This is a genomic window from Prauserella alba (genome assembly GCF_024171735.1).
Classification (GTDB): Bacteria; Actinomycetota; Actinomycetes; order Mycobacteriales; family Pseudonocardiaceae; genus Prauserella; species Prauserella alba.
In genome coordinates this window covers 1,379,733-1,402,530 of sequence record NZ_JAMTCH010000004.1, presented here as the reverse complement: position 1 = coordinate 1,402,530, position 22,798 = coordinate 1,379,733, and the positions used below count along the sequence as shown (strand labels likewise).

The following is a 22,798-nucleotide window of genomic DNA, read 5'->3' as shown; positions in this document are numbered from 1 at the left end:
TGCCGGGTCAGCCGCCGTGGGGAGCGGGAGCCTGTGCGGCCGTGGACTCGGACCGTCGTCGCTGCAGGCACGCAGGACACAGGCCCCAGAACATGACCTCGGCCTGGGAGATGTCGAACCCGCGGTAATCGCTCGGGATGAGGCACGGCGACGCGCCGACGGCGCAGTCGACGTCTTCCGTCCGCCCACATGACTGGCAGACGAGGTGGTGATGGTTGTCGTGCACGCGGCGTTCGTAACGAGCCGCGTGGCCGGCGGGCTGTACGGAACGGACCAGACCGGCTTCCTCGCAGGCGCGCAGGACGTCGTAGATGGCCTGCCGTGACACGGAAGCCGGTTGTCCGCGCACGCCCGCCCATACGGCGTCCGCGGTCGAGTGCGGGTGGTGTTCGAGCCAGCGCAGTACGCGCCTGCGTGGCCCCGTGACGCGCAATCCGGCCGAGCGCAGCAGTTCTGCGATGTCCGGCGGTGAACCTGCATCCATCACCTGCCGGGCTACCCGAACTGGATGCGGTCAAACCGCCGTGTCGCAGCGGCGGGCGCCCCCAGGGGCACTTTGGTTGCACTGAATGCAACCAAAGTGCCCCTGGGGGCGCGGGGTCAGCGGCCGAGGAGCTGGGGTGCTTCGGTGCGGACGAGCTCTTCCAGCTGGGCGATGCTCGGATTCACCAGGGAGTGTTCCCCGACGTACACCGTGGGCACGGTCTCGTTGCCGCCGGCGGCCGCGCGCACGCGTTCGGCCGCGCCCTGCTCCTCCCAGATGTTGATCTTCAGGACGGGCAGGTCGGTCGCATCCAGCTGTGCCTCGAGCATCATGCAGAACGGGCAGCCGGGTCGCCAGTAGAACTCGATCTCGTCAATCGCCACGGTTCCGACCGTACGTCGCACCTCCGGCCGTCCGGTGTGCGATGTGACGCAGCTTGACATGCAGCCGGACAGCTGCCTATGTTGAAAGGGCAGCCGATCGGCTGCATGTCGGAAGCGGGAGCGGATGGACGAGGTCTTCAAGGCGCTGGCCGACCCCGGCCGTCGCCGGTTGCTGGACAGCCTCAACGCCCGCAACGGGCAGGCGTTGCGGGAACTGTGCGCGGAGCTGGACATGACGCGCCAGTCGGTGAGCAAACACCTGGCCGTGCTGGAGGAGGCGAATCTCGTGACCACGATTCGCCGGGGCAGGGAGAAGCTGCACTACCTCAACGCCGCGCCGATCCACGCGATCTCGGATCGCTGGATCCACACCTACGACCGCAGGCGGGTCGAAGCGCTCGCCGACCTCAAACAGGCATTGGAGCAGGAACCGATGGGCGAGCCCGCATTCGTGTACACGACGTACATCAGGACCACGCCGGAGAAACTGTGGCAGGCGCTGACCGATCCCGCGTTCACCCGCCGCTACTGGGGCGTCGAGTTCGAGACCGACTGGAAGCCCGGGTCGCCGATGGTGTGGCGGGAAGGCGGCAACCGCACCGAGGATCCGGCGCAGCAGGTCGTCGAGTCCGAGCCGTATCGCAGGCTGTCGTACACGTGGCACACGCCCACCCCGGAGTGGGCGGCCTCGGTGGGGGTCGGTGAGGACGTACGCGCCGAGCTGGCCGCCGAATCGCGGTCGACCGTGACATTCGAGATCGAGAGCCGCGGTGACCCCGACGGCCGCGGCGAGAAGGTGCGGCTCACCGTCACCCACGACGGGTTCCCCGACGGCAGCACGATGCGGCAGATGGTGTCCCAGGGCTGGCCCGAACTCGTGGCCGATCTGAAGACTCTGCTGGAAGACGGGGAGCAGCTTCCGGCTACGTGACGCGGGATCACGGCGCCGGGTCGCCGTGTCCGCGTGCCGGGCGGGGTACTGCTGCGTGACCGGGATGTCGATCTCGGTTGCCGGTAGGCGGGCGTTCGGAGGCCTTCGCGGGGGCGCGGAGTTGCGGCACGCTGAACGGCATGGACGATGGTGCGCGGATCGGCACCGGTGCGGACGGGGACGAGCACGCCGCACGCGAGCGGCAGTCACCGGGGGATTCCCCACGGGAGGCGGCCGCGGCGGCGGACGCCGCGCTGCGGGACGTCGCCGACGAGCTGTACGCCCTCGATCGCGCGGAGTTCACGCGGACGCGCGATCAACGTGCGCGTTCCGCGGGCGACCGTGACCTCGCGGCCCGGATCCGCAAGCTGCGCAAACCGACCGTCGCGGCCGCGCGGGTGAACCGGTTCGCGCGCCGGAACCCCGGTCGCGTCGGGCAACTCCGCGGGCTCGGCGACGAGCTGCGTGCCGCACACGGTGAGCTGGACGGCGACCGCATCAGGGAGCTGTCGCAGCGGCGGTCGGACCTGGTCCGTGAGCTGTCCGAACTGGAGGCCGCGGACGCGGACCTGGACGTGTCACGCGAGGTGCACGACACGTTCGACGCGGCGGTGACCGACGCCGGCGCGGGCGAGGCCGTGGCGCGCGGTTGCCTCGCCGCGACGTTGCAGCCGGGGGATGTGTTCGCCGCGGGCTGGCCCTCGCCCGATGTGGCCGGCCGTGGCCCCCGGGCTGCCGCGACTGCCCGGCCCCACGGTCTGCGCAGCGAAGATCTGCGCCCCGAAAGTCACGGCCTAGAAAGTCCCGGCCTCGAGAGTCACAGCCCCGAGAGTCACGGCCTCGAGAGTCACCGCCCTGTGGAGAGCTCGGGCGATTCTGCGCGGCGGGCGCAGGCCGGGATGCAGGACCGGGAACATCGCGACGATCAGCGGCAACGTCGTGAACGGAACCGCCGGGACCGGCAACGGCGCGAACCGCAACCGGCCGAGGATCGGATCCGGGAACAGCGGGCCCAGCACGAGGACGGCGCACAGCGGCGGCGCGAGCAGGAGCCCAGCGATCAGGAACGCCGGGAAAAGGAACGGGAACGGGAACGCCGGGACCAGGAACGCAAGGAACGGGATCAGGAGCGCAAGGAACAGGAACGCCGGGAACAGTGGCTCAGGGAGCGGCGGGAGCTGCGCCGCCGGCGCAGTGCCGAACTCGCCGAGGCCAGGGCCGCGTTCGGTGCTGTCGTCACCGAACTCAGGGAGGCGGAGGCCGCCGAGGCCGAGGCTCGCCGCCGCACCATCGCGGCCCGAAAGGCGTTCGACGCCGCCGACCGCCGGGTGAGCGAGGCCGAAGCCGCACTGGCCGAGGTGACCGAAGCGCGGGCCGACCCGGAGTGAGCGCGGCCGCGACGGCATGCCGGGTCGCGCCGGTGAATGCGTTCCCGCGCTGGGCCGCATGCCTCGATGCCGTGCCGGTGGCCTGCGGTGCGACGTCCGGTGCGCCGGAGATCAGCGGACGTGGCTGTTCGTCTTGGTGCTGAAACGGAACTCGGCTCGCGTGGGCAGGGAGTCGAGCTCGAGGGCCGTGCAAAGCCTGGGGATTCCTTCCGACGTGAGACGCCGGCGAATCTCGGCCGGATCGCCGTCCGACTCCGCCGTGATCACGAGAGTGAGGACCGGGGAACGCTGCGGTCCGCCGAGCGTTCCCCGCGCCGAGGCCACACCGTCGTAGGACTCGAGCTCGGCCAGTAGCGGTTCGACGGCGGTGCTCGCGGCCAGCTCGGTGGTGCCTGCTGCCGGTTCCCGCTCGAATCGCCATGTGGTGGTCGCCGGCTTTCGGGCCAGCTGCGCGAGCAGCCACGTCAGCGCGAGCAGCGCGACGACGACGCCCGCGGCCGCGGTGACGTACAGCGCCCAGGTCGGCGGTCGCGCGGTGCCGGGGACCACGCGTGTGTCCGCACCGAGCACGGTCAGCCAGCCGACATGGGTCGCGACCGCGAACCCGCCTGCCGCGACCAGCACCAATCCGAACAGCGCGAGCAGGCTGCGGTTGAGCCTCGCGGGACGATTGAGGCTGGGCATCACTTGCTCCTAGCGGCCTTGAGTTTGCTTGTCACCGTCGGCCTGCGTTCGGGTCCGAGCTGGTCGATCCGCTGGGTCACGGCTCGTTCCACCGCCTCGGCCAGGCCCGTGGTGTTCGTGCGATCGGTGCGCACGACGGCCCTGACGGATCGGCCGCGCGCCTTCACCTTCACGTCCCTGACGCCGTCGACCCGGGCGGCTGCGCTGTGCAGCGCGTTGCGGTAGCTGCGCTGGGCGGCACCGCAGTCCACACTGCCGTCGCCGGGTGCCAACGGAAGTACCGTCCGCGCGCCGGGCACGAACGCGCACAGCAGCAGGAGCAACCCCACCAGCGCCGTGCCGATGCCGATGAGAAGCACTGCGGTATCGGTCCAGCGAAGGCCGTGCAGGGCACGCGCCACTGCGTCGTAGCTGATCCACGGTGGTTCGCCGAGGAGCAACTGCACCGCGGTGACCGCGGCCAGCGCTCCCGCGGCCATCGTGACGAGCGCTACCAACGAGGCCGGCAGGCTCCTGCGGGGACGGCGCTTCACAACACCCTCCTGTGATCGCGGGCCGGCGCATGCAGCGCGGTGACCGTGATGTCCACGCGCGGCACGGCAAGGCCGGTCAACTCGGTCACCCGGCGGATCAGGTGGCTCCTGGCCGCTTCGGTGGCCACCGACACCGGCGTCGGATAGGTGACCGACAGGCGCACGCCGAGCGTGGCCTCATTCCCCTGGATCTGCGCGGTGACCTGTGCGTCGTGGTGGGCGGAATCCGCACTACCCACGGCGATGTTGAGCACACGCCGGACGCTGCCGCCGACGTCGTCCACTTCGGCCAGCGCCGCGGTGGCGATCCGTTCGACGGTGCGCGTGGCGATCGTGGTCTGCCCGCGTTCCTCGATGCTGGTGGCGGTCATGTGTGCCTCAGCTCCGGTCCCGCCCGGAGAACTGGGACAGGTCGAGCTTGCCGTCCAGATAGCGGCCGACCAAGAGTCCCAGTCCTCCGAACACGAGGACGAACACGAATGCGCCGAACCCGCCGAAGGCCCCGGCGAGGCCCAGCACGAGCCCGGTAAGCAACCCGATCTGGGTCATACTCATGACAGTGTCCCTTCAGGCGAGCCGTCAGAATCGGTGCGAATGCCGACGCCGTGGACCGGTCCTGCCGCCGTCCCCGGTGATGCCGCGACAACCTCCCGCACATCGTCGCCGACCTGGTCCGGCGCCGCCGCGCGCAGCAGCCGGTCGGCCCGGCCCGCCAACCGACGGGCCGGCCGCTGCGGGAACCGGTATTCCCCGGCATCCGGTGACGTCGCCGGATCCCGCAGCGGCGGTGTGATCCGGGAGGTGCCGCCGTATCCGGCGACGCGGGGAGTGGACCGCACGGCGGCGATCCGGTCGGTCCGGAGCCGGTCGCCGGTCACTGCACGCGACTGCTGTCGGCCTGCTCGTCGTTGTCGTCTCCGGGCAGGTGCACGTCGCCGACGTGGATGTTCACCTCCACGACCTCCAGCGCCGTCATCTGCTCGACCGCGGTGATGACATTGCGCCGTACCGACCGCGACAGGTCGGCGATCGAGACGCCGTACTCGACGAGGATCTGCAGGTCGATCGCGGCCTGCTTCTCGCCGACCTCGACCGTGACGCCCTGGCCGCTCGAAGCCGAGGCGCCGGGGATGCGCTCGCGGATCGCGTTGAACGCCCGCGTGGCGCCGCCGCCGACGTCGTGGACCCCGGACACCTCGCGGGTGGCCAGCGCGGCGATCTTCTGCACCACGGTGTCGGCGATGGTGGTGGTGCCGTCCTTGGTCACCAGCGCACTGTTCCCGGACTTCTCCACTTCGCCACCCGAAGCCTGAGTGGTCGTCCTGGATTCCGGACTCTGCGTGGTGCTCTTGCCGGTGTCGGTCATGTCGTCCTCCTTCGTCGGATGCCTACACAGGAAAGACCCCACGGACGGGAGAACGTCACGACCCGTTCGTGTGGTCTGCATCTCCCGGCACGTGCAGTGAGTCCAGCGCACCGCGATCCACGTCGGTCACGACGAGCCGGAGCCGTGTGTCCCTCCAGGAACTGTCGTTCAAGGACGGTGCCAGCGCCGAAGCGGCGTCGCGCAGCACGGGTTCGAGCGGCAGGGTCAGTGCGACGACCCGGATCTCAACCGCGTGGTCGTCGATGTCCACGGCCATCACATCGGCGTCCCAGGGAACCCAGGACCGGGTCACCGGGGTGGCTGGACGCAATCCGGAGAGCTCGCGGAGCACGGTGAGCAGCTCCCGCGTGAGTTCGGTTCTGTCGGTGATCACGCGGCTGTCCGAGGGTCGGCGTCGAGGACGTTCACCGACACGTTCCTCGGGGCGATCCCGGTGGCGTCGGTGACGGTCCGGCGTACCGCGCGCTGCACCGCCCGCGCCACGGCCGCCGCCTGGTCGAAGTCCGAGATCGTCAGGTCGATCTCGAGATCGACGCTGCCGGTGGCGCCGTCGACACTGGTCCGGACCCCTTCGGTGGGGGCGGGTTCCACATCGGCGATCCGTTGCCGGACCGCGCGTATGGCGGCTCCGGTGAGCCCGACGATGCCGCCCTGCAGGCGTCGCACCCCGGACACGCGGGAGGCCGCTCGTGCCGCGATCGCGGCGAGTACGGGCGGTTCGACCTCCCACTCCGGTTCGCGTTCCTGGCCGGTCACTTGTCGATGTCCACGGTCGGCACGGCTGTCGTCGTCCTTTCGTCGCGTTTGCGGAGCACGATCACGCTTCGAAGATGTCCGTCATTGTGAGATGCAGGGTGACCGTCGGCCAGCCGATGCGGCTGCCGGCGGCCGTCTCGACCCGCTGCCGAACCTGCTCGAGTGCAGGGTGGGAGAAGGTGCGGCCGTCGACGGCGATGTTCAGTTCGACGACCGCGCCCGTCGCGTCCAGCTCCACCCTGCAGTGCCGTGCCCGCACGCCGTCGACGGTGTCGGCGGCGAATCGCAGGATCGTCGCAGCGGCCTGCGCGCTGATGCGCGCGGCACCGGCCTCGGTCGTCGGCAGCTCGAGAAGGTCGCGGCGCCGAACGTCGGCACGCACCGCGGCCATGATGCGGGCCGTCAGCCCAGGGGGCGGTTCGGTGTCGTCGGCGACCAGCTCCGCCGTCGTCTCGCGCAACAGCTGAAGACTGGCTCGGGATGCCTGACAGTGCTGGCAGCTGGTCCCGTGCTCGTCGGGTGCGTCGAGTTCCTCCCACAGGCTTTCGACGTCCCGGCCACAGGGCAGCCGGTATTCGTCCGTACCAGGGCTCAGCGCCATGGTGACATCACCTCAGCCAGTTCTGCTCGTGCGCGTGCGATCCGCCCGCGCACGGTCGTGGCGGAGACGGCCAATGTCGCCGCGATCTCGTCGTAGGACCGGCCGTGCACCTCGCGCAGCAGCCAGCAGGCTCGCTTCTCGGGAGTGAGCCGGGCCATCGCCGCTGACAGCGCGGCGAGCTGGGCGCTGGTCTCGGCCTGTTGCTCCGGTTTACCGTCGGGGCCCGGTGCGGCGTGTTCCTCGGGCGTGCCGTCGACCAGTGGCTTGCGTGATCGGATGACGTTCAGGCACCGGTTCGTGGCGCTGCGGTACAGCCAGCCGACGAACGCGGCGTCCTCCTGCAATTGTCCGAGCTGTCGCCACGCGGTGAGGAACGCGTCCTGGGTGACGTCCTCGGCGTCGGCCGCGTTGGCGAGCATCCGCAGCGCGAGCCGATAGATCGGCCCCTCGTACCGAGTCACCAGTTGCTCGTAGGCGTGGGCGTCCCCGTCCCGGGCTCTGGCGACGAGCGTGACGTCGTCCAGCTGCGTCCCGGTGACCGTCATGGCGACATCCCTCCTGTTCACCTCGTAGGACACCGGAATCGCACCGTCGTCACGCGCGCGCCCGGGTGACCGTCACCACGCGGACGTTCGGTTCGCCGTCACCGGCGTCGGTCGTTGTGCCCGGCCGGCCGCCCGGTTCCGGTACTAGCGCACCCGTGGCTTCCTCTTGCGACGGCGGCGCGCCGACAGCGCGGCCCACAGTCGCGGCAGGCCACGTCTGCGGGCGACGAACACGACGGGTTCGGCCTCCGGCCGAGGGCGTTGGCGGAACCTGCGCAGCCCGGCAGCGAACACCTCCGGGTCTCCGCCCGCGTCGGGATGGTGATCCCGCACGAACTGCCGGTACGCGGCCCGTTCGGCCGGCGACCATTCCGCGCGTCGATCGCTGTCCATCCCGTTCCTCCGCACCCGACTCGTCGGAACCTCATGTTACGGACCGGGAGTCGTCGCGCAGCCCTAGTCGCCGCAGGGCACCTGATCGAACGTGCGATTCGGCAGCGGGGTAACCGGGCGCGGCGGGAGCGTCGCCGGCGCCCCGGTTCGACCTGGCGGGGCGGTTCGACCTGGCGGGGCGGGCCGTGCAACCGGAACGGCCGCCGGGTGCGTCCCAGTGGGCATGCGGTGGATGTGGATGTCGGGGTTGTCGGTTCTCGCCGTCCTCGGCGGGTGCGGTGCGGACGGGCAGACCTGTACGGCGATCGGCTCGCCTCCCGGAATCAGCATCGATGGCCCGGGGGTTCCCGACGCGCTGCTCGGCGACGCGGTGCTCGAGGCGTGCTGGAACGGGGACTGCCGGGAGCACGACGTCCGCCGCTGGTCATCCGACCGGCAGCACGGGTTCGCCGAGATCCGGGAGCTGCCCGCGGAGCCCGTGCGTGTCACGCTCGTCGCCGAAGGGCGACGGCTGGGCCCCGTGACCGTGACACCCGAGCCGACCTGGCCGAACGGTGAGGAATGCCCCGCCGGTGGGCCCGCCGCGTCGATCACGGTCGACCGGAACGGAACCGTACGGCCGGACTGACGGTCCGGTGGTGTGACCGGTCCGGCCCCCGAGACCGGACCGGCCCACCTCCCCTCGGCGCCCACCTTCTTTCGGCGCCGACCTCCCCTCGGAACCCACCGGCCGCGCCGGCCTCGCCGGACCCGGTCAGCCGATGTCGCGCCTGCGCAGCGCGGTCATGCCCACGGCGACGAGGACCGCGGCCGTGGCCGTCAGCCACAGCAGCGGGGTGGCGGTGAACTCGGCGTGCGGCAGCTGCGGCACGTGCGTGAACGGCGAGACGTTCAGCACCGCCTGGGGCAGCTCGAGGATGGGGCCGAACATGGAGATCAGCACGAACGCCGCCGCCAGTGCCCACGCCGCCACCGTCGCGCGCGGCACGAGCCCGAACAGCAGCACCGCGGCGCCGGCCACCACCCACATCGCCGGCAGTTGAGCGAGGGTCGCGCCGAACACGCGTGGCCACTCGCCGCCGACGTCGCCGGAACTGAGCCCGTAGCCGAGGCCGAGCAGCGCGGCGCACACCGTGAGCACCGCGGCCGTGCCCGCCAGCACGAACAGCAGGTGCCCGCCGAGCCAGCGCAGCCGTCCGACACCGGTCGTGAGCAGCGGTTCGACGCGCAGGGCCGTTTCCTCGTAGCGCATCCGCAGGGTCGCCTGCACCGCGTACATGGATCCGATCATGGCGACCATGCCGGTGATCGAGCTCAGGAACGCGTCCTCGATGCCGCGGGCGCCGCCCATCTGCTGCAGCATCTGCTTCATCTCGGCACTGTCGCCCACGATGTCGCCGACGCCGGAGGCGAGCGTGCCGAACAGCATTCCCATCACGGCGAATCCGACGAGCCAGCCGATGAGCGCGCCGCGGTGCAGCCGCCACGACAGTGCCAGCGACGTCCGCAGTCCTGGTTTGGCCGCCGCGCGTCCCGGCCTGCCTGCGATGAGGCTCATCCCGACGTCGCGTTTCGGGAGCAGTGCGTACGCCACCGCGCACAACGCGAGTGTTGTCGCGGCGGGCAGCGCCAGCACCCACCATTCGTTCTCGGCGAATGCGCGCACCCGGTGCACCCACCCCACCGGCGACAGCCACGACAGCCATTCGGCCTCGGACGTGTCGCCCGCGGCGCGCAGCAGGAACAGCACGCCGAACGTGGAGCCCGCGAGCGTGTTGGCGGTTCGCGAATACTCCGCCAGCTGGGCGGTCACGGCCGCGACGCCCGTGAAGACGAGGCCACACAGTGCGACGGCCGCGCCGAACGCCACCGAACCCGTGGCGTCCGCGCCGACCCCGGCGATCATCGCGGCGAGCAGCGCCCCGGTCGCCGCGCTGAACAGGCCGGCCGTGATCACGCCCGCGGTCAGCGGTGCGTAGCGGCCGACGACCGCCGACGACAGCAGCTCCTGTCGCCCGGTGTCCTCCTCCTGGCGGGTGTGGCGGGTCACGGTGAACGCCGCGATCAACGACGTCAGCAGCGCCGCGATCGTGCCGAACCGCCAGGCCGCGAACCCGCCCGCGGTCTCCAGGTCGTAGGCGGGACCGAACATGATCGCGAACGACGGATTGGCCGCCACGCTGGCCGTCAGTCCGGCGCGGTCCGCCGGGTCGGGATAGAGCGCCTCGTACGCGCTCGCGCCTGACGAGGCGAGGAAGGCGATCACCAGAGCCCACACGGGCAGCACGATCCGGTCGCGGCGCAGCGCCAGGCGAATCAGCTGGCCAGTGCCCGCGAGCGAACCCGCCGCGGCCGGCTGCCGTTCGCGGGCGGCGGGGGCGTGGGTGACGTTCGCGGTCATGGCGCCGTCCTCGCCTTCTCCGCGCGTTCTGCCTCGGTGCCGGGCAGTTCGTCGGTGTAGTGCCGCAGGAACAGTTCCTCGAGGGTCGGTGGCGTGCTCGTCAGGCTGCGTACGCCGACGTCGGTGAGCCGTCGCAATGCCTCGTCGAGTGCGTCGGTGTCCACGTCGAAGTGGACGGTGTTGCCGTCGACGCGCAGGTCGTGAACATGGGGCAGGTTCGCCAGGCCGTTCGGGTGGCCCGCGAGCTCGGCGGAGATGGACGTCCGCGTGAGGTGGCGCAGGTCGTCCAGCGTGCCCGTCTCGACGGTGCGGCCCGCGCGGATGATGCTCACGCGATCACACAGTGCCTCCACCTCGGCGAGGATGTGGCTGGACAGCAGTACCGTCCTGCCCTGGCCGCGGACTTCGCGGATCGTCTCCTGGAACGCGGCCTCCATGAGCGGGTCGAGACCCGACGTCGGTTCGTCGAGGACCAGCAGTTCGACGTCCGAGGCCAGCGCGGCCACGAGCGCGACCTTCTGCCGGTTGCCCTTCGAGTAGGTGCGGCCCTTCTTGGTCGGGTCCAGTTCGAACCGCTCGATCAGCTCGGCACGCCTGCGCTTGTCCAGCCCGCCGCGCAGCCTGCCGAGCAGGTCGATGACCTCCCCGCCGGAGAGGTTGGGCCACAGGTTCACGTCGCCCGGAACGTAGGCGAGCCTGCGGTGCAGCGTGGCCGCCTGCCGCCACGGATCGCCGTGGAGCAGGTGCACGTCGCCGCTGTCGGCGTGCAGCAGGCCGAGCAGTACCCGGATGGTGGTCGATTTCCCGGAGCCGTTGGGGCCCAGGAAGCCGTGCACCTCCCCGGTCTCGACGTGCAGATCGAGCCCGTCGAGGGCGGTGGTGCGGCCGAATGTCTTGCGCAGCCCGGCGACGCCGATCGCCTCGTGGGCGGTCGTGCCGCTCGTGGTGGTGCTCGCGGCGTTGTCTGTCATGCGTTCGAAGGTACACTTGTTTCACAAAGTTGTGAACTACGAAAAATTGATGATCGGTATGAACTTCGGAACGCGCGCCGTGTGGTTCCCTGATCGACGTGAGGGAGGATGTGCCCGTGGTCGACGAGTCAACCGGACAGCAGGACGCCCGTGTCCGTGACGAGAACACCCGTGACGAGGAGGCCGTCGCCAAGTACGTCGAGAGTCTGGGACTGACGCTCAACAACATCGGCCTCCCGCGCATGCCAGCCCGGGTGTTCGCCGCGCTGACCACATCGGACAGCGGGGAGATGACGGCGGCCGAGATCGCGGAGGCGCTGTCGGTCAGCCCCGCCGCCGTCTCGGGCGCGGTCAAGTACCTCGAACAGACCGGGCTCATCGCCAGGGAGCGGGCGCCGGGAGCGCGCCGCGATCACTACCGCGTGTTCGACGACTTCTGGTTCGCCTCGATGCTCAAGCGCGAGCGCATGCTCGAGATGTGGCGCGACGCGACGCGGGAGGGTGTGGAGGCCGTCGGTCCCGACACGCCCGCCGGGGTGCGCCTGTCCAACATGGCCGATTTCCTCGACTACCTGGTCGTCGAGATCCCGAAGCTGTTCGCCCGCTGGGAGTCCCTGAACGCCGACCGGTGAGCGGCGGCACGTGAGTTCGTGACATCCGTTGTCCGCCGGACGGAACCAGCGGGCGGTGCAGGCGGTCGGAGGCAGTGTTCCCCGTAATCGGGTATGGCTGGCCGGCTGTCAGGCGACACGCAGTGGGGGTGTCGGCCATCCGCAACAGGTGCGGGAATCGGTCCGGGTGCGCCGCGGTGCAGGTCCGGACCAGCGGGCGCGAGGCGGGTGCGGTTCGCCGGGAGGGCAGCCGTACCGCTTCGCGCGTGCCGGACATGGCCCGCGGAGCTCGCGGCGCAGCGGCGCCATCCGCACCGGTCCGACCGCCGACCGCCGTACGGCGCCGGCTCCCGGTAAAGCGGCTCCGGCGCACCTGGTGAAGCGACTCGCGTGACCGCCGTCCCGGCTCGCGCCACTGCCGTCTCGGCCGCACGGGTGTCGGCTTGATCATCTCGTCCCGGTGGCCGCTACTCGGCAAAGGTGGTGCTGGGTCAAGATGGTGGCGTGCGCCCGCCCCGTGCCGACCTGCCCGCGCCGCGCTGGCTCGCGCACCTGTTGCGGACCAACCCGGCGCCGGTGCCGTGGAGCGGCGCGGCGCGAGCGGCCGTGACCTTCTCCGTGCCGATCGCCGTCGGCTACCTGCTCGGCGCGCCCGCGACGGGAGCGCTGGTGTCGGCGGGTGTGCTGCCGGTCGTCACGGGCGACGTGGCCGGCCCGTACCGGTACCGCGCGCGGCGGCTCGGCGGCACGGTGCTCGCCGCGATCGCCGGGTTCGGGGTCGGCCTCGTCACCGGCGCCGACCCGTGGCTGTCGCACCCGACGGTCGTGGCCGTCGCGGCCGTGTCGGCGCTGATCAGCGCAGGCGGCAACAACGCCTCGTTCGCCGCGCTGCAGCTGCTGGTGTTCGTCACGCTCGGCACGGGCCAGGCCGAGGCGGGCACGGACGTCGGCGTGGCGTTGCTGTGCGTCGTGACCGGCGGTGTGTGGGGGCTGCTCGTCGCGCTGTCCGGCTGGCCGGTGCGCGGGACGTCGCCGGAGCGCACCGCCGTCGCCCAGGTCTACATCGAGCTGGCCGCCATGCACTCGGCGCCCGACGACGCGACGTCACTCACCGCGCGCACACAGCTCACGACCGCGATGAACACCGCCTACGACCGGCTGCTCACCGCGCGGTCGTGGTTGTCGGGCCGGGACGCGACCTACCGCAGGCTGCTGAACCTGCTGTCGGCCACGACGCCCGCCGTCGAGGCGTCGGTCGCGATGGTCAACGCGGGGCAGCGAGCGCCGAAGGACGTCATCGCTCACTTCACCGACCTGGCCACGGCAGTGCTGGCCGACCTGCCGCTGCCGGAGCCGCCCGACCCGGAGTCGCGGACCGCCGGCCGCGGCGAGCCCGCCGATTCGCCTGCCGCGGCGCTGTACCACGCGCTGACGAGGATCAGCACCGACCGGGAACGCCGCAGGCGTGACCCCGTGTCCTGGCGTCGGAGGCTGGGCGAGTGGGTCGACTCGCTCACCTCGGGCCCGCTCACGTGGGTGGCCGCGGCGAGGCTGACACTGTGCGTGGCGCTCGCCGAGCTGGCACGTCTGATCGTGCCGCTGGACAACTCGTACTGGATCACGCTCACCGTCGGGCTCGTGCTCAAACCGGACTTCGGGTCGGTGTTCGGCAGGGCGGTGCTGCGCGGTGTGGGTACGATCGTCGGCGTGGGCATCGGGGCGGCGATCCTCGGCCTCGGTGCCGATTCCCACGGCGTCGTGCTGGTGCTGCTCGTCGCGGTCATGGGCGCCGGAGTGGCCATCGGCAAGGTCCGCAACTACGGAATCCTCAGCGCGTTCGTGACGCCGCTGATCATCCTGCAGATGGACCTCACGATCGGTGGCGACTGGGGCGTCGTGGTCGCCCGGCTCGCCGACACCGCCGCGGGCTGCGTCATCGTACTGGTCTTCGGCTACCTGCTGTGGCCGGGCAGCCTGCGCCCGCGCGTGGGCGGGCGGCTCGCGGACGTCGCCGACACCGTCGCCCGGTACGTCGAGGTCAGCCTCGGACCGCCCGGCGAGGACCGGGCGGAGCAGTCCCGCTGCAGGCGGCGTGCCTACCGCGGGCTTTCCGACCTGCGCACGGCGTTCCAGCAACTCGTCGTCGAGCCCTCGCCCGCGGGCAGGCAGGCCGCGGCGTGGTGGCCCGCGATCGTGGCGCTCGAACAGGTCACCGATGCCGTCACGGCCGTCGTCGTGACGATCTCGCACGGCGCCGAGCGGCCTGCGGAGTCCGACGTCCGCCTCATGACGGCCGCGCTCGGCGAGCTGGCATCCGCCGTGCGCGAGGCGCGCGATCCAGGCGACGTCGAGTTGCCTGCGACCGAGCAGCTCGCGGGCGTGGCGGATCAGCTGTCAGCCGCGTTCGACGCCGCCGGTGGCCCGGATCCGATGCGGCCGCGATTCCGGTTCCGGCGCCGGTGAGGCGGCCCCGCGGCGTTTCGGGGCGTGCCGCCGCGGTTCGTTCCGGCGCCCCGGCTCGGCCGTGGGAGCACCACGTCGACGAGCTCGCCACTCTGCCGGGCACTCGCGCATCGCTCCGTCCGGGTGATTCATACGGTTAGTCCGATTGCTGCGGGTTTCGTCGGCGTTTCGGGCGAATTGTCGCGTATTCGAGGGCTGAGGTGGGCCGGAAGCACGGAGTCCGCGGCTTTCGGAGATGACACGCTCGGGTCTTTTCGTGCGACACCCCGGCCAGCGTTTGCGCTCGGGCCGTCAATGCTGGTGGATTGGGTACATGGGCATCAACTTCGGCGAAATCAAGAAGAAGGCTCAGGACGCCCTGAGCAAGAACAGTGACAAGGTCGAGCAGGGCTTGGACAAGGCGAGCGGGTTTGCCAAGTCGAAGTTCGGCGACAAGGCCGACAAGATCGACAACGCGACGCAGAAGGCGAAGGACGCGCTGCACAAGCAGACAGGCGACGAGGGCGACCAGGGTGGTGGCCAGGGCGGCCAGCAGCCGGGGCCGTCGGGTCCGACCGGACAGTGAGTCGTGTCCGGTCCGGTGAGGCCGGACCGGACCACGCCGGATCGAACGAGGCCAGGCCGAACGAGGCCGGCGCTGCGGTGCCGGCTCGGACGAGGTCGGCCCGTCGGCGCACTCCGCGCCGATGAATCGACGCCGGGCGCCGGGTCCGGCCGTTGCGCGGTCGGCGTGACCGGCCGTGCTCCCGGTCAGTGACCGCGCCCCTCGGCGCGAGGTCGATGCGGGGTCAGGCGACCTCGCCGGTGAGTACGTCGCCGTCGATCGCGGTGAACCAGCCGCCGCGTTCGCCCAGTGACAACAGCCCGTCGAGCGCGTCCGGTGCGCGCAGGTCCAGCTTGACCGGCGTGCGCGGTGCCTCCTGCTGTCGCGTGAGTGTCGTGACGGCGTCGTGCCCCGCGTCGATCGTGGCGGCGAGACCGCCCGTCGAGGCCAGCGATCCGCGAGCGGCTCCGAGCAGCCCCAGCGCCTCGTCGAGCACGGGGAGCAGTGCGCCGCGGTTGCCCTCGGTCATGGCGCGCACCAGTTCAGGGCGACTGCCTGCGACGCGGGTGCCGTCCCGCAGCGACCCCGCCGCGAGTGCCGCGGCGAGCGGGCCACCGCCCGCCGCGACGTTCGCCAGCACCGCGGCGAGCAGATGCGGCAGATGCGATGTCCTGGCGACCGTGCCGTCGTGCGCGAGTGCGGGCAGTGCGATGACGTGCGCGCCCGCATCGAACGCCAGCGCCGCGGCCTCCCGCCACGCTATGAGGTCCGTACCGGGCTCGTCGTCACCCGCGGGCTCCTCGGCACAGACCACCCAGGTCGCGCCGTCGAACAGCGATGCCGTCGCGGACTTCCAACCGGACTCGGCGGTTCCCGCCATCGGGTGGCCGCCCGCGTAGCGCGTGTGCGGCGTGAGGCGGGCGACGGCGTCGCGGACCGGGGCCTTGACGCTCGTGACGTCGGTGAGCAGGCAGTTCGGTGCGTGTTCACCGACGGCACGGAGGACCTCGTCGACCGCGGTGAGCGGCACGGCGAGCACGACCAGTGCGTCCGCCTCCGCCGCGCGGTCGAGCGCGTGGGCGAGGTCGGTGGCCGCGTCGTAGCCGTCCGCGACGGCGGAGTCGACGTCGGTCTGCGAGTCGGAGACCCCCCAACACGTGCGTCCCGCGGCCGCGGCCGCCCGCAACACCGACCCGCCGATGAGCCCCAGCCCGATCACGCACACGTCACGCACGGTGCAGATCCTGACACACGACCGTGGCTCCCCGCCCGCCCCTCACCGAACATTCGAGTGCCACAGAGTGCCCCCAAGGGCACTTTGGGGGCACTCAACGCCACTATTCTTCCCTTGATCATGGCCGTGCCAGAGCGCTGTTCAACTACCGTGCGCGCGGGGAGACGTCGTGTACGAGGGGAAGTTTTGGCGCGTTCAACGCCACTAAGGTGCCCTTGGGGGCGCAATGGTGTCCTTGAGGGTGAAGACACCACTCACCGCAACGTCGACAGGGCGTAGGCGGCGTGCAGCGCGACGCCGTGGGTCATGGCGTCCTCGTGGTGGCGGACGCGGTTCGAGTGGTTGGCGGGCGCCTCCGCCGGGTCGACGTCCGGTGGGCAGCCGCCGAGCAGGGCGAACGCGCCGGGCACGCGCTGCAGTACGTACGAGAAGTCCTCACCGCCCATGATCGGATCCGGCAGCGGCGCTGCGTTCTCCGGCCCGAGAACCGTCGACGCGAGGTCCAGCACGCGGGCCGCCTCGTCCGGGTCGTTGGCGGTCACCGGATACCCCGGCGTGAGGTCCACCTGCACCCGGCAGCCGTACGCCGCGGCGATGCCCTCGCACACCTTCTCCACCTCGGCGCGCATCGTGGCCCGCGCGGCGTCGGACAGCGTGCGCATCGTGCCCTCGACGAACGCGGTCTCGGGGATGATGTTCGTGGTCGTGCCCGCATCGAGGTGCGTCACCGACAGCACGGCGGGTTCGGTCGCGGCGAACCGGCGGCTCGACATCGTGTGCAGCGCGCCGACGAGCGCCGCGGCCGCCGGGATCGGATCGACGGCCGCCTCCGGGACCGAGCCGTGCCCGCCCTTGCCGAGGACGCGCACGTGGAAGTCGTCGACGGCCGCCATCAGTGGACCGGGGCGCGTGTGCACCCGGCCGCTCGGCAACGTCGGATAGATGTGCACGCCGAAAGCCCGCTCGACCCGCTCGCCCGCCGCGTCCAGCACCCCTTCGTGGATCATGTGCCGCGCGCCGTGCTGACCCTCCTCGCCGGGCTGGAACATGAACACCACCGAGCCCGCGAGCTCGTCGGCGTGCCGGGACAGCAGCCGCGCCGCGGAGACCAGCATCGCGACGTGCGTGTCGTGCCCGCAGGCGTGCATGACGCCGTCGATCTCGGAGGGGAAGTCGAGGCCCGACTCCTCCTGCAGGGGCAGTGCGTCCATGTCGCCGCGCAGCAGCACCGCGGGCCCGGGTTTCGCGCCGCGCAGCACGGCGGTGACCGACGTCGACGTCTTCCCGGTGGTGATCTCCAGCGGCAGCCCGTCGAGCGCGTCGAGGATCTGCTGCTGCGTGTTCGGCAGCTGGAGACCGATCTCGGGGTGGGCGTGGAGCCGCCTGCGCAGCGCGACGGTGTCCGGTTGCAGCTCCCGCGCCTCGTCGAGTAGTCGCGGGAGCACCAGGTCGGGGAGAGTGGGGAGCTGTTCGGGTCCGGTCATACGGCCGATCCTGGCACGAGCGGCGCGAGGGCCGTGGTCACCGGTTCGGATCGGCCTGTGAACAGGCCGGGAGGCTTTCGAGCCGTCACCGAACGTCACGCGGGTATACGGTAGGCCCATGCCGGTGGAGGAGCCGATCACGGGATTCGCGGTGGCCGTCGTGCGCGAGGACGGCCGGTGGCAGTGCAGCGCGCTGGACCAGGCCGCTCTCGCCGAACTCGACGCTGCCATCACCGAACTGCGCAAACTGCGGTCGACGGGCGCGGTGTTCGGGCTGCTGGCGGTGGACGACGAGTTCTTCGTGATCGTCCGCCCCACGCCGAGTGGCGCTCAGCTGATGGTGTCGGACGCGGCCGCGGCGCTGGACTACGACATCGCCGCCGACGTGCTGGACCTGCTGCGCGCCGAACCGCCCGACGAGGACGACGACACGATCTGGCCCGAGGGTGACCTCGAGGTGCTGGCCGATCTGGGAATGCCGGCGCCCGAGCTCGAGGTGATCGCGGGCGAGACCGAGCTGTATCCGGACGAGCAGCTGGGCATGATCGCGCAGCGCTGCGGGTTCGGCGACGAGTTCAACAAGGCTCTCGACGAGTTGTGAACCCGTCGCAGGACGACGAGTCCGCGGTGCGCGAGGCGCTGCGGTTCGCGCACCGCGGTTCCGGGGCCGGTGACGCCCACCCGTCGGACGCCGACGTTCCGATCGGGGCGGCCGTGTTCGACGCCGACGGCAGGTTGCTCGCGGGTGCCCGCAACGCGCGGGAGGCGCTGGGCGATCCGACCGCGCACGCCGAGGTGCTCGCGCTGCGCGCGGCGGCGGCCGAGCACGGGGACGGCTGGCGGCTCACGGGCTGCACCCTGGCCGTGACGGTCGAGCCGTGCACGATGTGCGCGGGTGCGCTCGTGCTCGCGCGCGTCGACCGGGTCGTGTTCGGCGCGTGGGAACCGCGCACCGGTGCGGCCGGGTCGCTGTGGGACGTCGTCCGGGACCGGAGGTTGAACCACCGCCCCGAGGTGATCGGCGGAGTGCTCGAAACCGAGTGCTCGGCGCTGCTCGACGAGTTCTTCGCAGCGCATCGGGGCGACGCCGGTTGAGCCGCGTGGGAGACCCACCCCCGTGTCATCGGCGGTCGGCCTTGCCGTAACCTATTTAGCGGTAGCGTGTCCGAGCGGCCTAAGGAGCGCGACTCGAAATCGCGTGAGGTGAGAGCCTCCGTGGGTTCGAATCCCACCGCTACCGCGCTTGAAACGGGGCGGGTACTCATTGCGAGTACCCGCCCCGTTTTGCGTTCGGTCGGCGTCCATGAGCGGTCCCGCCTTCCCCTTGGTCGACCGGTGTTCCCACGGTCCGCACGGGTGATCGTGACGAGCATCGGCTTCCCGTGTCTTCCCGTGATTGCTACTGCGGAGTAACGTCTGGGATCCGTACGCGAGCCGAGGAGACGTCGATGTCCGACCAGCCCGCCGCCGAGGCCGAAGCGGCCCGGTCCACCGACCCCGCAGCCGTCGTCCGCGCGTTCCTGTCGGCCCTGGAACGGCTCGACATCGACGCTGCGCTCGGCTATGCGGCCGACGACATCGTGTACCAGAACGTGCCGCTGCCGCCCGCGCGTGGCAAGGCGGCGTTCGAGAAGCAGATGCGGTTCCTGGCGCGCTACGGCAGCGGGTTCGAGGCGCGCGTGCACCGCATCGCCGCCGACGGGCCGGTCGTGCTCACCGAACGCACCGACGTGCTCGCCGCCGGCCCGTGGCGGGCCGAGTTCTGGGTGTGCGGCACGTTCGAGGTCTCCGATGGCGAGATCGTGCTGTGGCGGGACTATTTCGACTGGACCACCGTGCTCGCGGCGAGTGCGCGCGGCGGGGTGCGCGCGCTGGCGAAGGCGGTCCGAACCAGGTCGGGACGTTCAGCCCAGCGGTGATCGTCACCAGCGCCTCGCGCGGATGAACAACCGACGAACGGACCCCTCCACATTGGCCATTCTCCTTTCGGGAATAACCCGAATGGGTAAAGATGCGTGCCGTGACCGCATTCTCCAGACGTGCGACGCGGGTCGTCTCGGCACTCTCCGCGACAGCGGTGGCCGGTTCGCTCGCGCTCGGCACTCCAGCCAGCGCAGAGCCCCAGTCGACCCCGCAGGCCGCCGACGACACGCGCATCCATGACGTGCAGGGCACCGGCCGGCTCTCCCCGATGGACGGCGAGACCGTCACCGTGCCGGGCGTCGTGACCGCGAAACGCCAGTTCGGCAGTGTTCGCGGCTTCTGGGTGCAGGACCCGCGGCCGGACGACGACCCGCGCACCAGCGAGGCGCTGTTCGTCTACAACGGCGACGAGACGCCGGACGTGGCCGTCGGCGACGAGGTGTCCGTGACCGGCGAGGTGGGCGAGTACCGGCCACAGGGGCAGGATTCGGCCTACCAGTCGTCGACGCAGCTGACCGGTGCGGAGTGGACGGTCGACTCGTCGGGCAACGAACTGCCGGAGGCGGTCGAGCTGACCCCGGACACCGTGCCGGAGACGCTCGCGCCGGAGGAGGGAAACCTCGACGAGCTGGAACTCCGGCCCGACAAGTACGCGCTGGACTTCTGGGAGTCTCACGAGGGCGAGCGCATCTCCGTCGCCGACGCCCCGTTGGTCAGCCGCAGCACGGACTACAACGAGCTGTACGTGACGACCAAGCCAGGGCAGAACCGCACGCCGCGCGGCGGGGTCGTATACGGCGGCTACGACGAGGGCAACACGGGCAGGCTGAAGATCGAGTCGCTGATCCCGTTCTCCGAGCGCCCGTTCCCGACGGCGAACGTCGGTGACACGCTCACCGGCACGACCGCGGGGCCGCTCGAGTACGACCGGTTCGGCGGGTACACGTTGCAGGCCACCGAGCTGGGCGAGGTCGAGAGCGGCGGGCTCGAACGCGAGACGACGCGCAAGCAGCACCCGAGCGAGCTGTCGGTCGCGACGTACAACGTGGAGAACCTGTCCGGCGTCGACGAGCAGGCCAAGTTCGACGACCTCGCCGGTGGGATCGTGGACCGGCTGCGGTCTCCGGACATCGTGACGCTGGAGGAGATCCAGGACAACAACGGCGCCGACGGCAACGGGGACGGCGTCGTGGCGGCCGATGAGACCCTCGACAGGTTCGTCGAGGCGATCGAGGCGGCCGGCGGTCCGACGTACGAATACCGGCAGATCGACCCGCAGGACCTGACCGACGGTGGCCAGCCGGGCGGCAACATCCGCGTGGGATTCCTGTTCAACCCGGAGCGGGTGTCGTTCGTGGACCGTGAGGGCGGCGACGCGACGACTGCGGTGGACGTGGAGAAGACGCGGCGCGGCACGGCGAAACTGTCCGTGTCGCCGGGCCGGATCGACCCGCAGCACGAGGCGTGGGACGACAGTCGCAAGCCGCTCGTCGGAGAGTTCGAGTTCCGCGGGCGGACGGTGTTCGTCGTGGCCAACCACTTCGCGTCGAAGGGCGGCGACGAGCCGACCCACGGCCGGTTCCAGCCGCCGACGCGCTCGTCCGAGGAACAGCGTCACAAACAGGCCGAGGTCGTGCGGGGCTTCGTCGACGACGTGCAGCGGGTGCAGCCGAACGCCAACGTGGTCGTCGCCGGGGATCTGAACGACTTCCAGTTCTCCGAGACACTGGGCACGCTCACCGAGGGCGGCGCGTTGACGTCGCTGATCGACACGCTGCCGCCCGGCGAGCAGTACAGCTACGTCTACGAGGGCAACTCGCAGGTGCTGGACCACATCCTCGTGTCGGACTCGCTGCGCCGCGTCGACTACGACGTGGTGCACATCAACGCCGAGTTCGCAGAGCAGGCGAGTGACCACGACCCGCAGATCGTCCGGTTCACGCCGTCGGCGGGCCACTTCCTCGACTACTGGGACTGGTTCTGGTCGCGCTTCGGCAGGTGAGCGTCCTGCGGCGTGGCGGCGCCGCAAGGCTTGTGACCCGGCCGGTCGCCCTCCGCGGGGCGGCCGGCCGTCGTCGTGCCTGACCGTGTTGCAGCTTCCGGGGCGCGCGTGTTGCAGCTTCCGGGGCGCGTGTACTGCATTCGGGACGTCGTGTTCTGCGCTCAGGACGTTGCGCCCACCCGTCGCCCGGCCGCCACCCCTCATCGACGCGCTGGCGTGCGGCTGCGCCCAGCGGTCGCCCGGCCGCCACCCCTCATCGACGCGCTGGCGTGCGGCCGAGTTCGATGGGCGTACGGCGGTCAACGGGTGTGGCTCGGGGGCCCGGCAGGGAAGGGGCCGCCGGGCGATCGAGCACGCGTTGACGCGCTACGCCGGGTTCCGGTGCCGCTCTGCCGGGCCGACCCGGTAGCGGGTGTGCAGCATCTCGGGGCTGTCGAGGGTGCGGATCAGTTCGAGTTCGACGTGTTCGGCCGGCATGTCGTCGAACAGCCGACGGCCCTGCCCGAGCAGTACGGGCATGATCTGCAGGGACAGCTCGTCGAGCTCGCCGGCGTCGAGGAACGCGCGGGCGGCGGACGCGCCGTGCAGCAGCACATCGCGGTCGCCTGCGGCCTGTTTGGCCTGCGCTGCTGCTTCGTGGACGTCGGTGACGTAGCGGGCGTGGCCTGACGCGGGCTGTTCGGGGGCGGATCGGGTGAGCACGAAGATGGGGACGCCGTCGTGGTGGTCGCCGTTCCAGTGGTCCGCGTGGTCGAAGGTGCGCCTGCCGGTGAGGACTGCGCCGGTGGCGTTCGCCTCGGCCAGGATTCGGCTGCCGACCTCGTCGGTGGAACGGGCGGTGCTCGGATCGCCGTCGTCGAGGGAGAGAGTCCGGTGCAGCCGCTCGCCGCCGATCCCGAGGCCGCGGCCGGGGCCGTCGCCCGGCCCCGTGATGAAACCGTCGAGGGACATCCACATGTAGAGCACGATCTTGCCCATCGCCGTCCCTTCCCGCGCACTCCTGCCCGACCCGATGGCGCCGACCCCGAAGCTGCCGACCAACGCAGCCGACCAACGCTGCCGACCAACGCAGCAGGCCCC

The 22,798-nt window shown here is 71.2% G+C and carries 27 protein-coding genes and 1 tRNA gene; 11 read left to right on the top strand and 17 right to left on the bottom strand.

The genetic code is table 11. The features are described from left to right. Nucleotides 1-7: 7 nt before the first annotated feature. Together LY12_RS15335 and LY12_RS15330 are read right to left on the bottom strand one after the other, a co-directional pair. On the bottom strand, nt 8-484 hold the full coding sequence (locus tag LY12_RS15335; RefSeq protein WP_253857153.1) for a Fur family transcriptional regulator: 477 nt from the start codon (nt 482-484) through the stop codon (nt 8-10). Between the two features lie 116 nt (nt 485-600). Further along, nucleotides 601-867 (bottom strand): glutaredoxin domain-containing protein, encoded by a 267-nt coding sequence (locus LY12_RS15330; RefSeq protein ID WP_253857151.1) that lies wholly within the window; start codon nt 865-867, stop codon nt 601-603. A gap of 124 nt (nt 868-991) precedes the next feature. Between LY12_RS15330 and LY12_RS15325 the strand changes: the two genes are divergently transcribed. Continuing rightward, a complete protein-coding gene (locus tag LY12_RS15325; RefSeq protein ID WP_253857149.1) occupies nt 992-1,798 on the top strand; it encodes an ArsR/SmtB family transcription factor in 807 nt (268 codons plus the stop codon). 140 nt (nt 1,799-1,938) lie between these two features. Next, nucleotides 1,939-3,186: a hypothetical protein gene (locus LY12_RS15320; protein WP_253857147.1), complete on the top strand. Its 1,248-nt coding sequence runs from the start codon at nt 1,939-1,941 to the stop codon at nt 3,184-3,186. Between the two features lie 111 nt (nt 3,187-3,297). On the opposite strand, the gene LY12_RS15315 is transcribed toward LY12_RS15320, so the two are convergent. The 10 genes from LY12_RS15315 to LY12_RS15270 form a co-directional block, all read right to left on the bottom strand. After that, complete coding sequence (locus LY12_RS15315; protein ID WP_253857145.1) at nt 3,298-3,870, bottom strand: alkaline shock response membrane anchor protein AmaP; 573 nt, start codon at nt 3,868-3,870, stop codon at nt 3,298-3,300. Then, a complete protein-coding gene (locus LY12_RS15310) occupies nt 3,870-4,403 on the bottom strand; it encodes a DUF6286 domain-containing protein (RefSeq protein ID WP_253857144.1) in 534 nt (177 codons plus the stop codon). The genes LY12_RS15315 and LY12_RS15310 overlap by 1 nt, the downstream gene beginning before the upstream one ends. After that, nucleotides 4,400-4,774, bottom strand: coding sequence for an Asp23/Gls24 family envelope stress response protein (locus LY12_RS15305; protein WP_253857142.1), 375 nt, complete (start codon nt 4,772-4,774; stop codon nt 4,400-4,402). Before LY12_RS15305 ends, LY12_RS15310 begins: the two co-directional genes overlap by 4 nt. Before the next feature lie 7 nt (nt 4,775-4,781). Continuing rightward, entirely contained in the window at nt 4,782-4,958 is a 177-nt protein-coding gene (locus LY12_RS15300; RefSeq protein WP_253857140.1) for a hypothetical protein, read from the bottom strand. Between the two features lie 319 nt (nt 4,959-5,277). Then, entirely contained in the window at nt 5,278-5,769 is a 492-nt protein-coding gene (locus LY12_RS15295; RefSeq protein WP_253857138.1) for an Asp23/Gls24 family envelope stress response protein, read from the bottom strand. A gap of 55 nt (nt 5,770-5,824) precedes the next feature. Beyond that, a complete protein-coding gene (locus tag LY12_RS15290) occupies nt 5,825-6,163 on the bottom strand; it encodes a hypothetical protein (protein WP_253857136.1) in 339 nt (112 codons plus the stop codon). Then, entirely contained in the window at nt 6,160-6,546 is a 387-nt protein-coding gene (locus LY12_RS15285) for an Asp23/Gls24 family envelope stress response protein (protein ID WP_253857134.1), read from the bottom strand. Before LY12_RS15285 ends, LY12_RS15290 begins: the two co-directional genes overlap by 4 nt. 61 nt (nt 6,547-6,607) lie before the next feature. Beyond that, nucleotides 6,608-7,147: an anti-sigma factor gene (locus LY12_RS15280; protein ID WP_253857132.1), complete on the bottom strand. Its 540-nt coding sequence runs from the start codon at nt 7,145-7,147 to the stop codon at nt 6,608-6,610. Beyond that, a complete protein-coding gene (locus LY12_RS15275) occupies nt 7,138-7,692 on the bottom strand; it encodes an RNA polymerase sigma factor (protein ID WP_253857131.1) in 555 nt (184 codons plus the stop codon). Before LY12_RS15275 ends, LY12_RS15280 begins: the two co-directional genes overlap by 10 nt. Before the next feature lie 144 nt (nt 7,693-7,836). Then, nucleotides 7,837-8,085 (bottom strand): hypothetical protein, encoded by a 249-nt coding sequence (locus LY12_RS15270; protein ID WP_253857130.1) that lies wholly within the window; start codon nt 8,083-8,085, stop codon nt 7,837-7,839. A 238-nt stretch (nt 8,086-8,323) separates the two neighbouring features. Between LY12_RS15270 and LY12_RS15265 the strand changes: the two genes are divergently transcribed. Next, nucleotides 8,324-8,713 carry a hypothetical protein gene (locus LY12_RS15265; RefSeq protein ID WP_253857128.1) on the top strand — a complete coding sequence of 130 codons (390 nt, stop codon included), beginning with the start codon at nt 8,324-8,326 and terminating at the stop codon, nt 8,711-8,713. 126 nt (nt 8,714-8,839) lie between these two features. On the opposite strand, the gene LY12_RS15260 is transcribed toward LY12_RS15265, so the two are convergent. Together LY12_RS15260 and LY12_RS15255 are read right to left on the bottom strand one after the other, a co-directional pair. Further along, nucleotides 8,840-10,486: an ABC transporter permease gene (locus tag LY12_RS15260; RefSeq protein WP_253857126.1), complete on the bottom strand. Its 1,647-nt coding sequence runs from the start codon at nt 10,484-10,486 to the stop codon at nt 8,840-8,842. Beyond that, nucleotides 10,483-11,457: an ABC transporter ATP-binding protein gene (locus LY12_RS15255; protein ID WP_253857124.1), complete on the bottom strand. Its 975-nt coding sequence runs from the start codon at nt 11,455-11,457 to the stop codon at nt 10,483-10,485. The genes LY12_RS15260 and LY12_RS15255 overlap by 4 nt, the downstream gene beginning before the upstream one ends. 116 nt (nt 11,458-11,573) lie before the next feature. On the opposite strand from LY12_RS15255, the gene LY12_RS15250 reads away from it, so the two are divergent. The 3 genes from LY12_RS15250 to LY12_RS15240 all read left to right on the top strand — a co-directional run bounded on the left by LY12_RS15250 (nt 11,574) and on the right by LY12_RS15240 (nt 15,096). Next, a complete protein-coding gene (locus LY12_RS15250; protein ID WP_253857122.1) occupies nt 11,574-12,089 on the top strand; it encodes a GbsR/MarR family transcriptional regulator in 516 nt (171 codons plus the stop codon). Between the two features lie 483 nt (nt 12,090-12,572). Further along, complete coding sequence (locus LY12_RS15245) at nt 12,573-14,531, top strand: FUSC family protein (RefSeq protein ID WP_253857120.1); 1,959 nt, start codon at nt 12,573-12,575, stop codon at nt 14,529-14,531. A gap of 313 nt (nt 14,532-14,844) precedes the next feature. Next, nucleotides 14,845-15,096: an antitoxin gene (locus tag LY12_RS15240; protein ID WP_253857118.1), complete on the top strand. Its 252-nt coding sequence runs from the start codon at nt 14,845-14,847 to the stop codon at nt 15,094-15,096. 223 nt (nt 15,097-15,319) lie between these two features. On the opposite strand, the gene LY12_RS15235 is transcribed toward LY12_RS15240, so the two are convergent. Together LY12_RS15235 and LY12_RS15230 are read right to left on the bottom strand one after the other, a co-directional pair. Next, nucleotides 15,320-16,309, bottom strand: coding sequence for a prephenate dehydrogenase (locus tag LY12_RS15235; RefSeq protein WP_253857116.1), 990 nt, complete (start codon nt 16,307-16,309; stop codon nt 15,320-15,322). Nucleotides 16,310-16,563: 254 nt separating this feature from the next. Next, the gene (locus tag LY12_RS15230; RefSeq protein WP_253857114.1) at nt 16,564-17,793 is read right to left on the bottom strand and encodes a M20 metallopeptidase family protein; all 1,230 of its coding nucleotides are present in this window, start codon (nt 17,791-17,793) and stop codon (nt 16,564-16,566) included. Nucleotides 17,794-17,911: 118 nt separating this feature from the next. Here LY12_RS15230 and LY12_RS15225 point away from each other — a divergent pair, with 118 nt between their 5' ends. From LY12_RS15225 to LY12_RS15205, 5 genes are all read left to right on the top strand, one after another. After that, the gene (locus LY12_RS15225; protein WP_183782087.1) at nt 17,912-18,394 is read left to right on the top strand and encodes a tRNA adenosine deaminase-associated protein; all 483 of its coding nucleotides are present in this window, start codon (nt 17,912-17,914) and stop codon (nt 18,392-18,394) included. Next, nucleotides 18,391-18,888, top strand: coding sequence for a nucleoside deaminase (locus LY12_RS15220; RefSeq protein WP_372493514.1), 498 nt, complete (start codon nt 18,391-18,393; stop codon nt 18,886-18,888). Before LY12_RS15225 ends, LY12_RS15220 begins: the two co-directional genes overlap by 4 nt. 60 nt (nt 18,889-18,948) lie before the next feature. Further along, nucleotides 18,949-19,033 (top strand) — tRNA-Ser (locus LY12_RS15215). Nucleotides 19,034-19,241: 208 nt separating this feature from the next. After that, nucleotides 19,242-19,712, top strand: coding sequence for a limonene-1,2-epoxide hydrolase family protein (locus LY12_RS15210; protein WP_253857112.1), 471 nt, complete (start codon nt 19,242-19,244; stop codon nt 19,710-19,712). 101 nt (nt 19,713-19,813) lie between these two features. Further along, on the top strand, nt 19,814-21,718 hold the full coding sequence (locus tag LY12_RS15205) for a DUF8508 domain-containing protein (RefSeq protein WP_253857110.1): 1,905 nt from the start codon (nt 19,814-19,816) through the stop codon (nt 21,716-21,718). Between the two features lie 366 nt (nt 21,719-22,084). On the opposite strand, the gene LY12_RS15200 is transcribed toward LY12_RS15205, so the two are convergent. Beyond that, the gene (locus LY12_RS15200; RefSeq protein WP_253857108.1) at nt 22,085-22,696 is read right to left on the bottom strand and encodes a dihydrofolate reductase family protein; all 612 of its coding nucleotides are present in this window, start codon (nt 22,694-22,696) and stop codon (nt 22,085-22,087) included. Between the last annotated feature and the right edge of the window lie 102 nt (nt 22,697-22,798).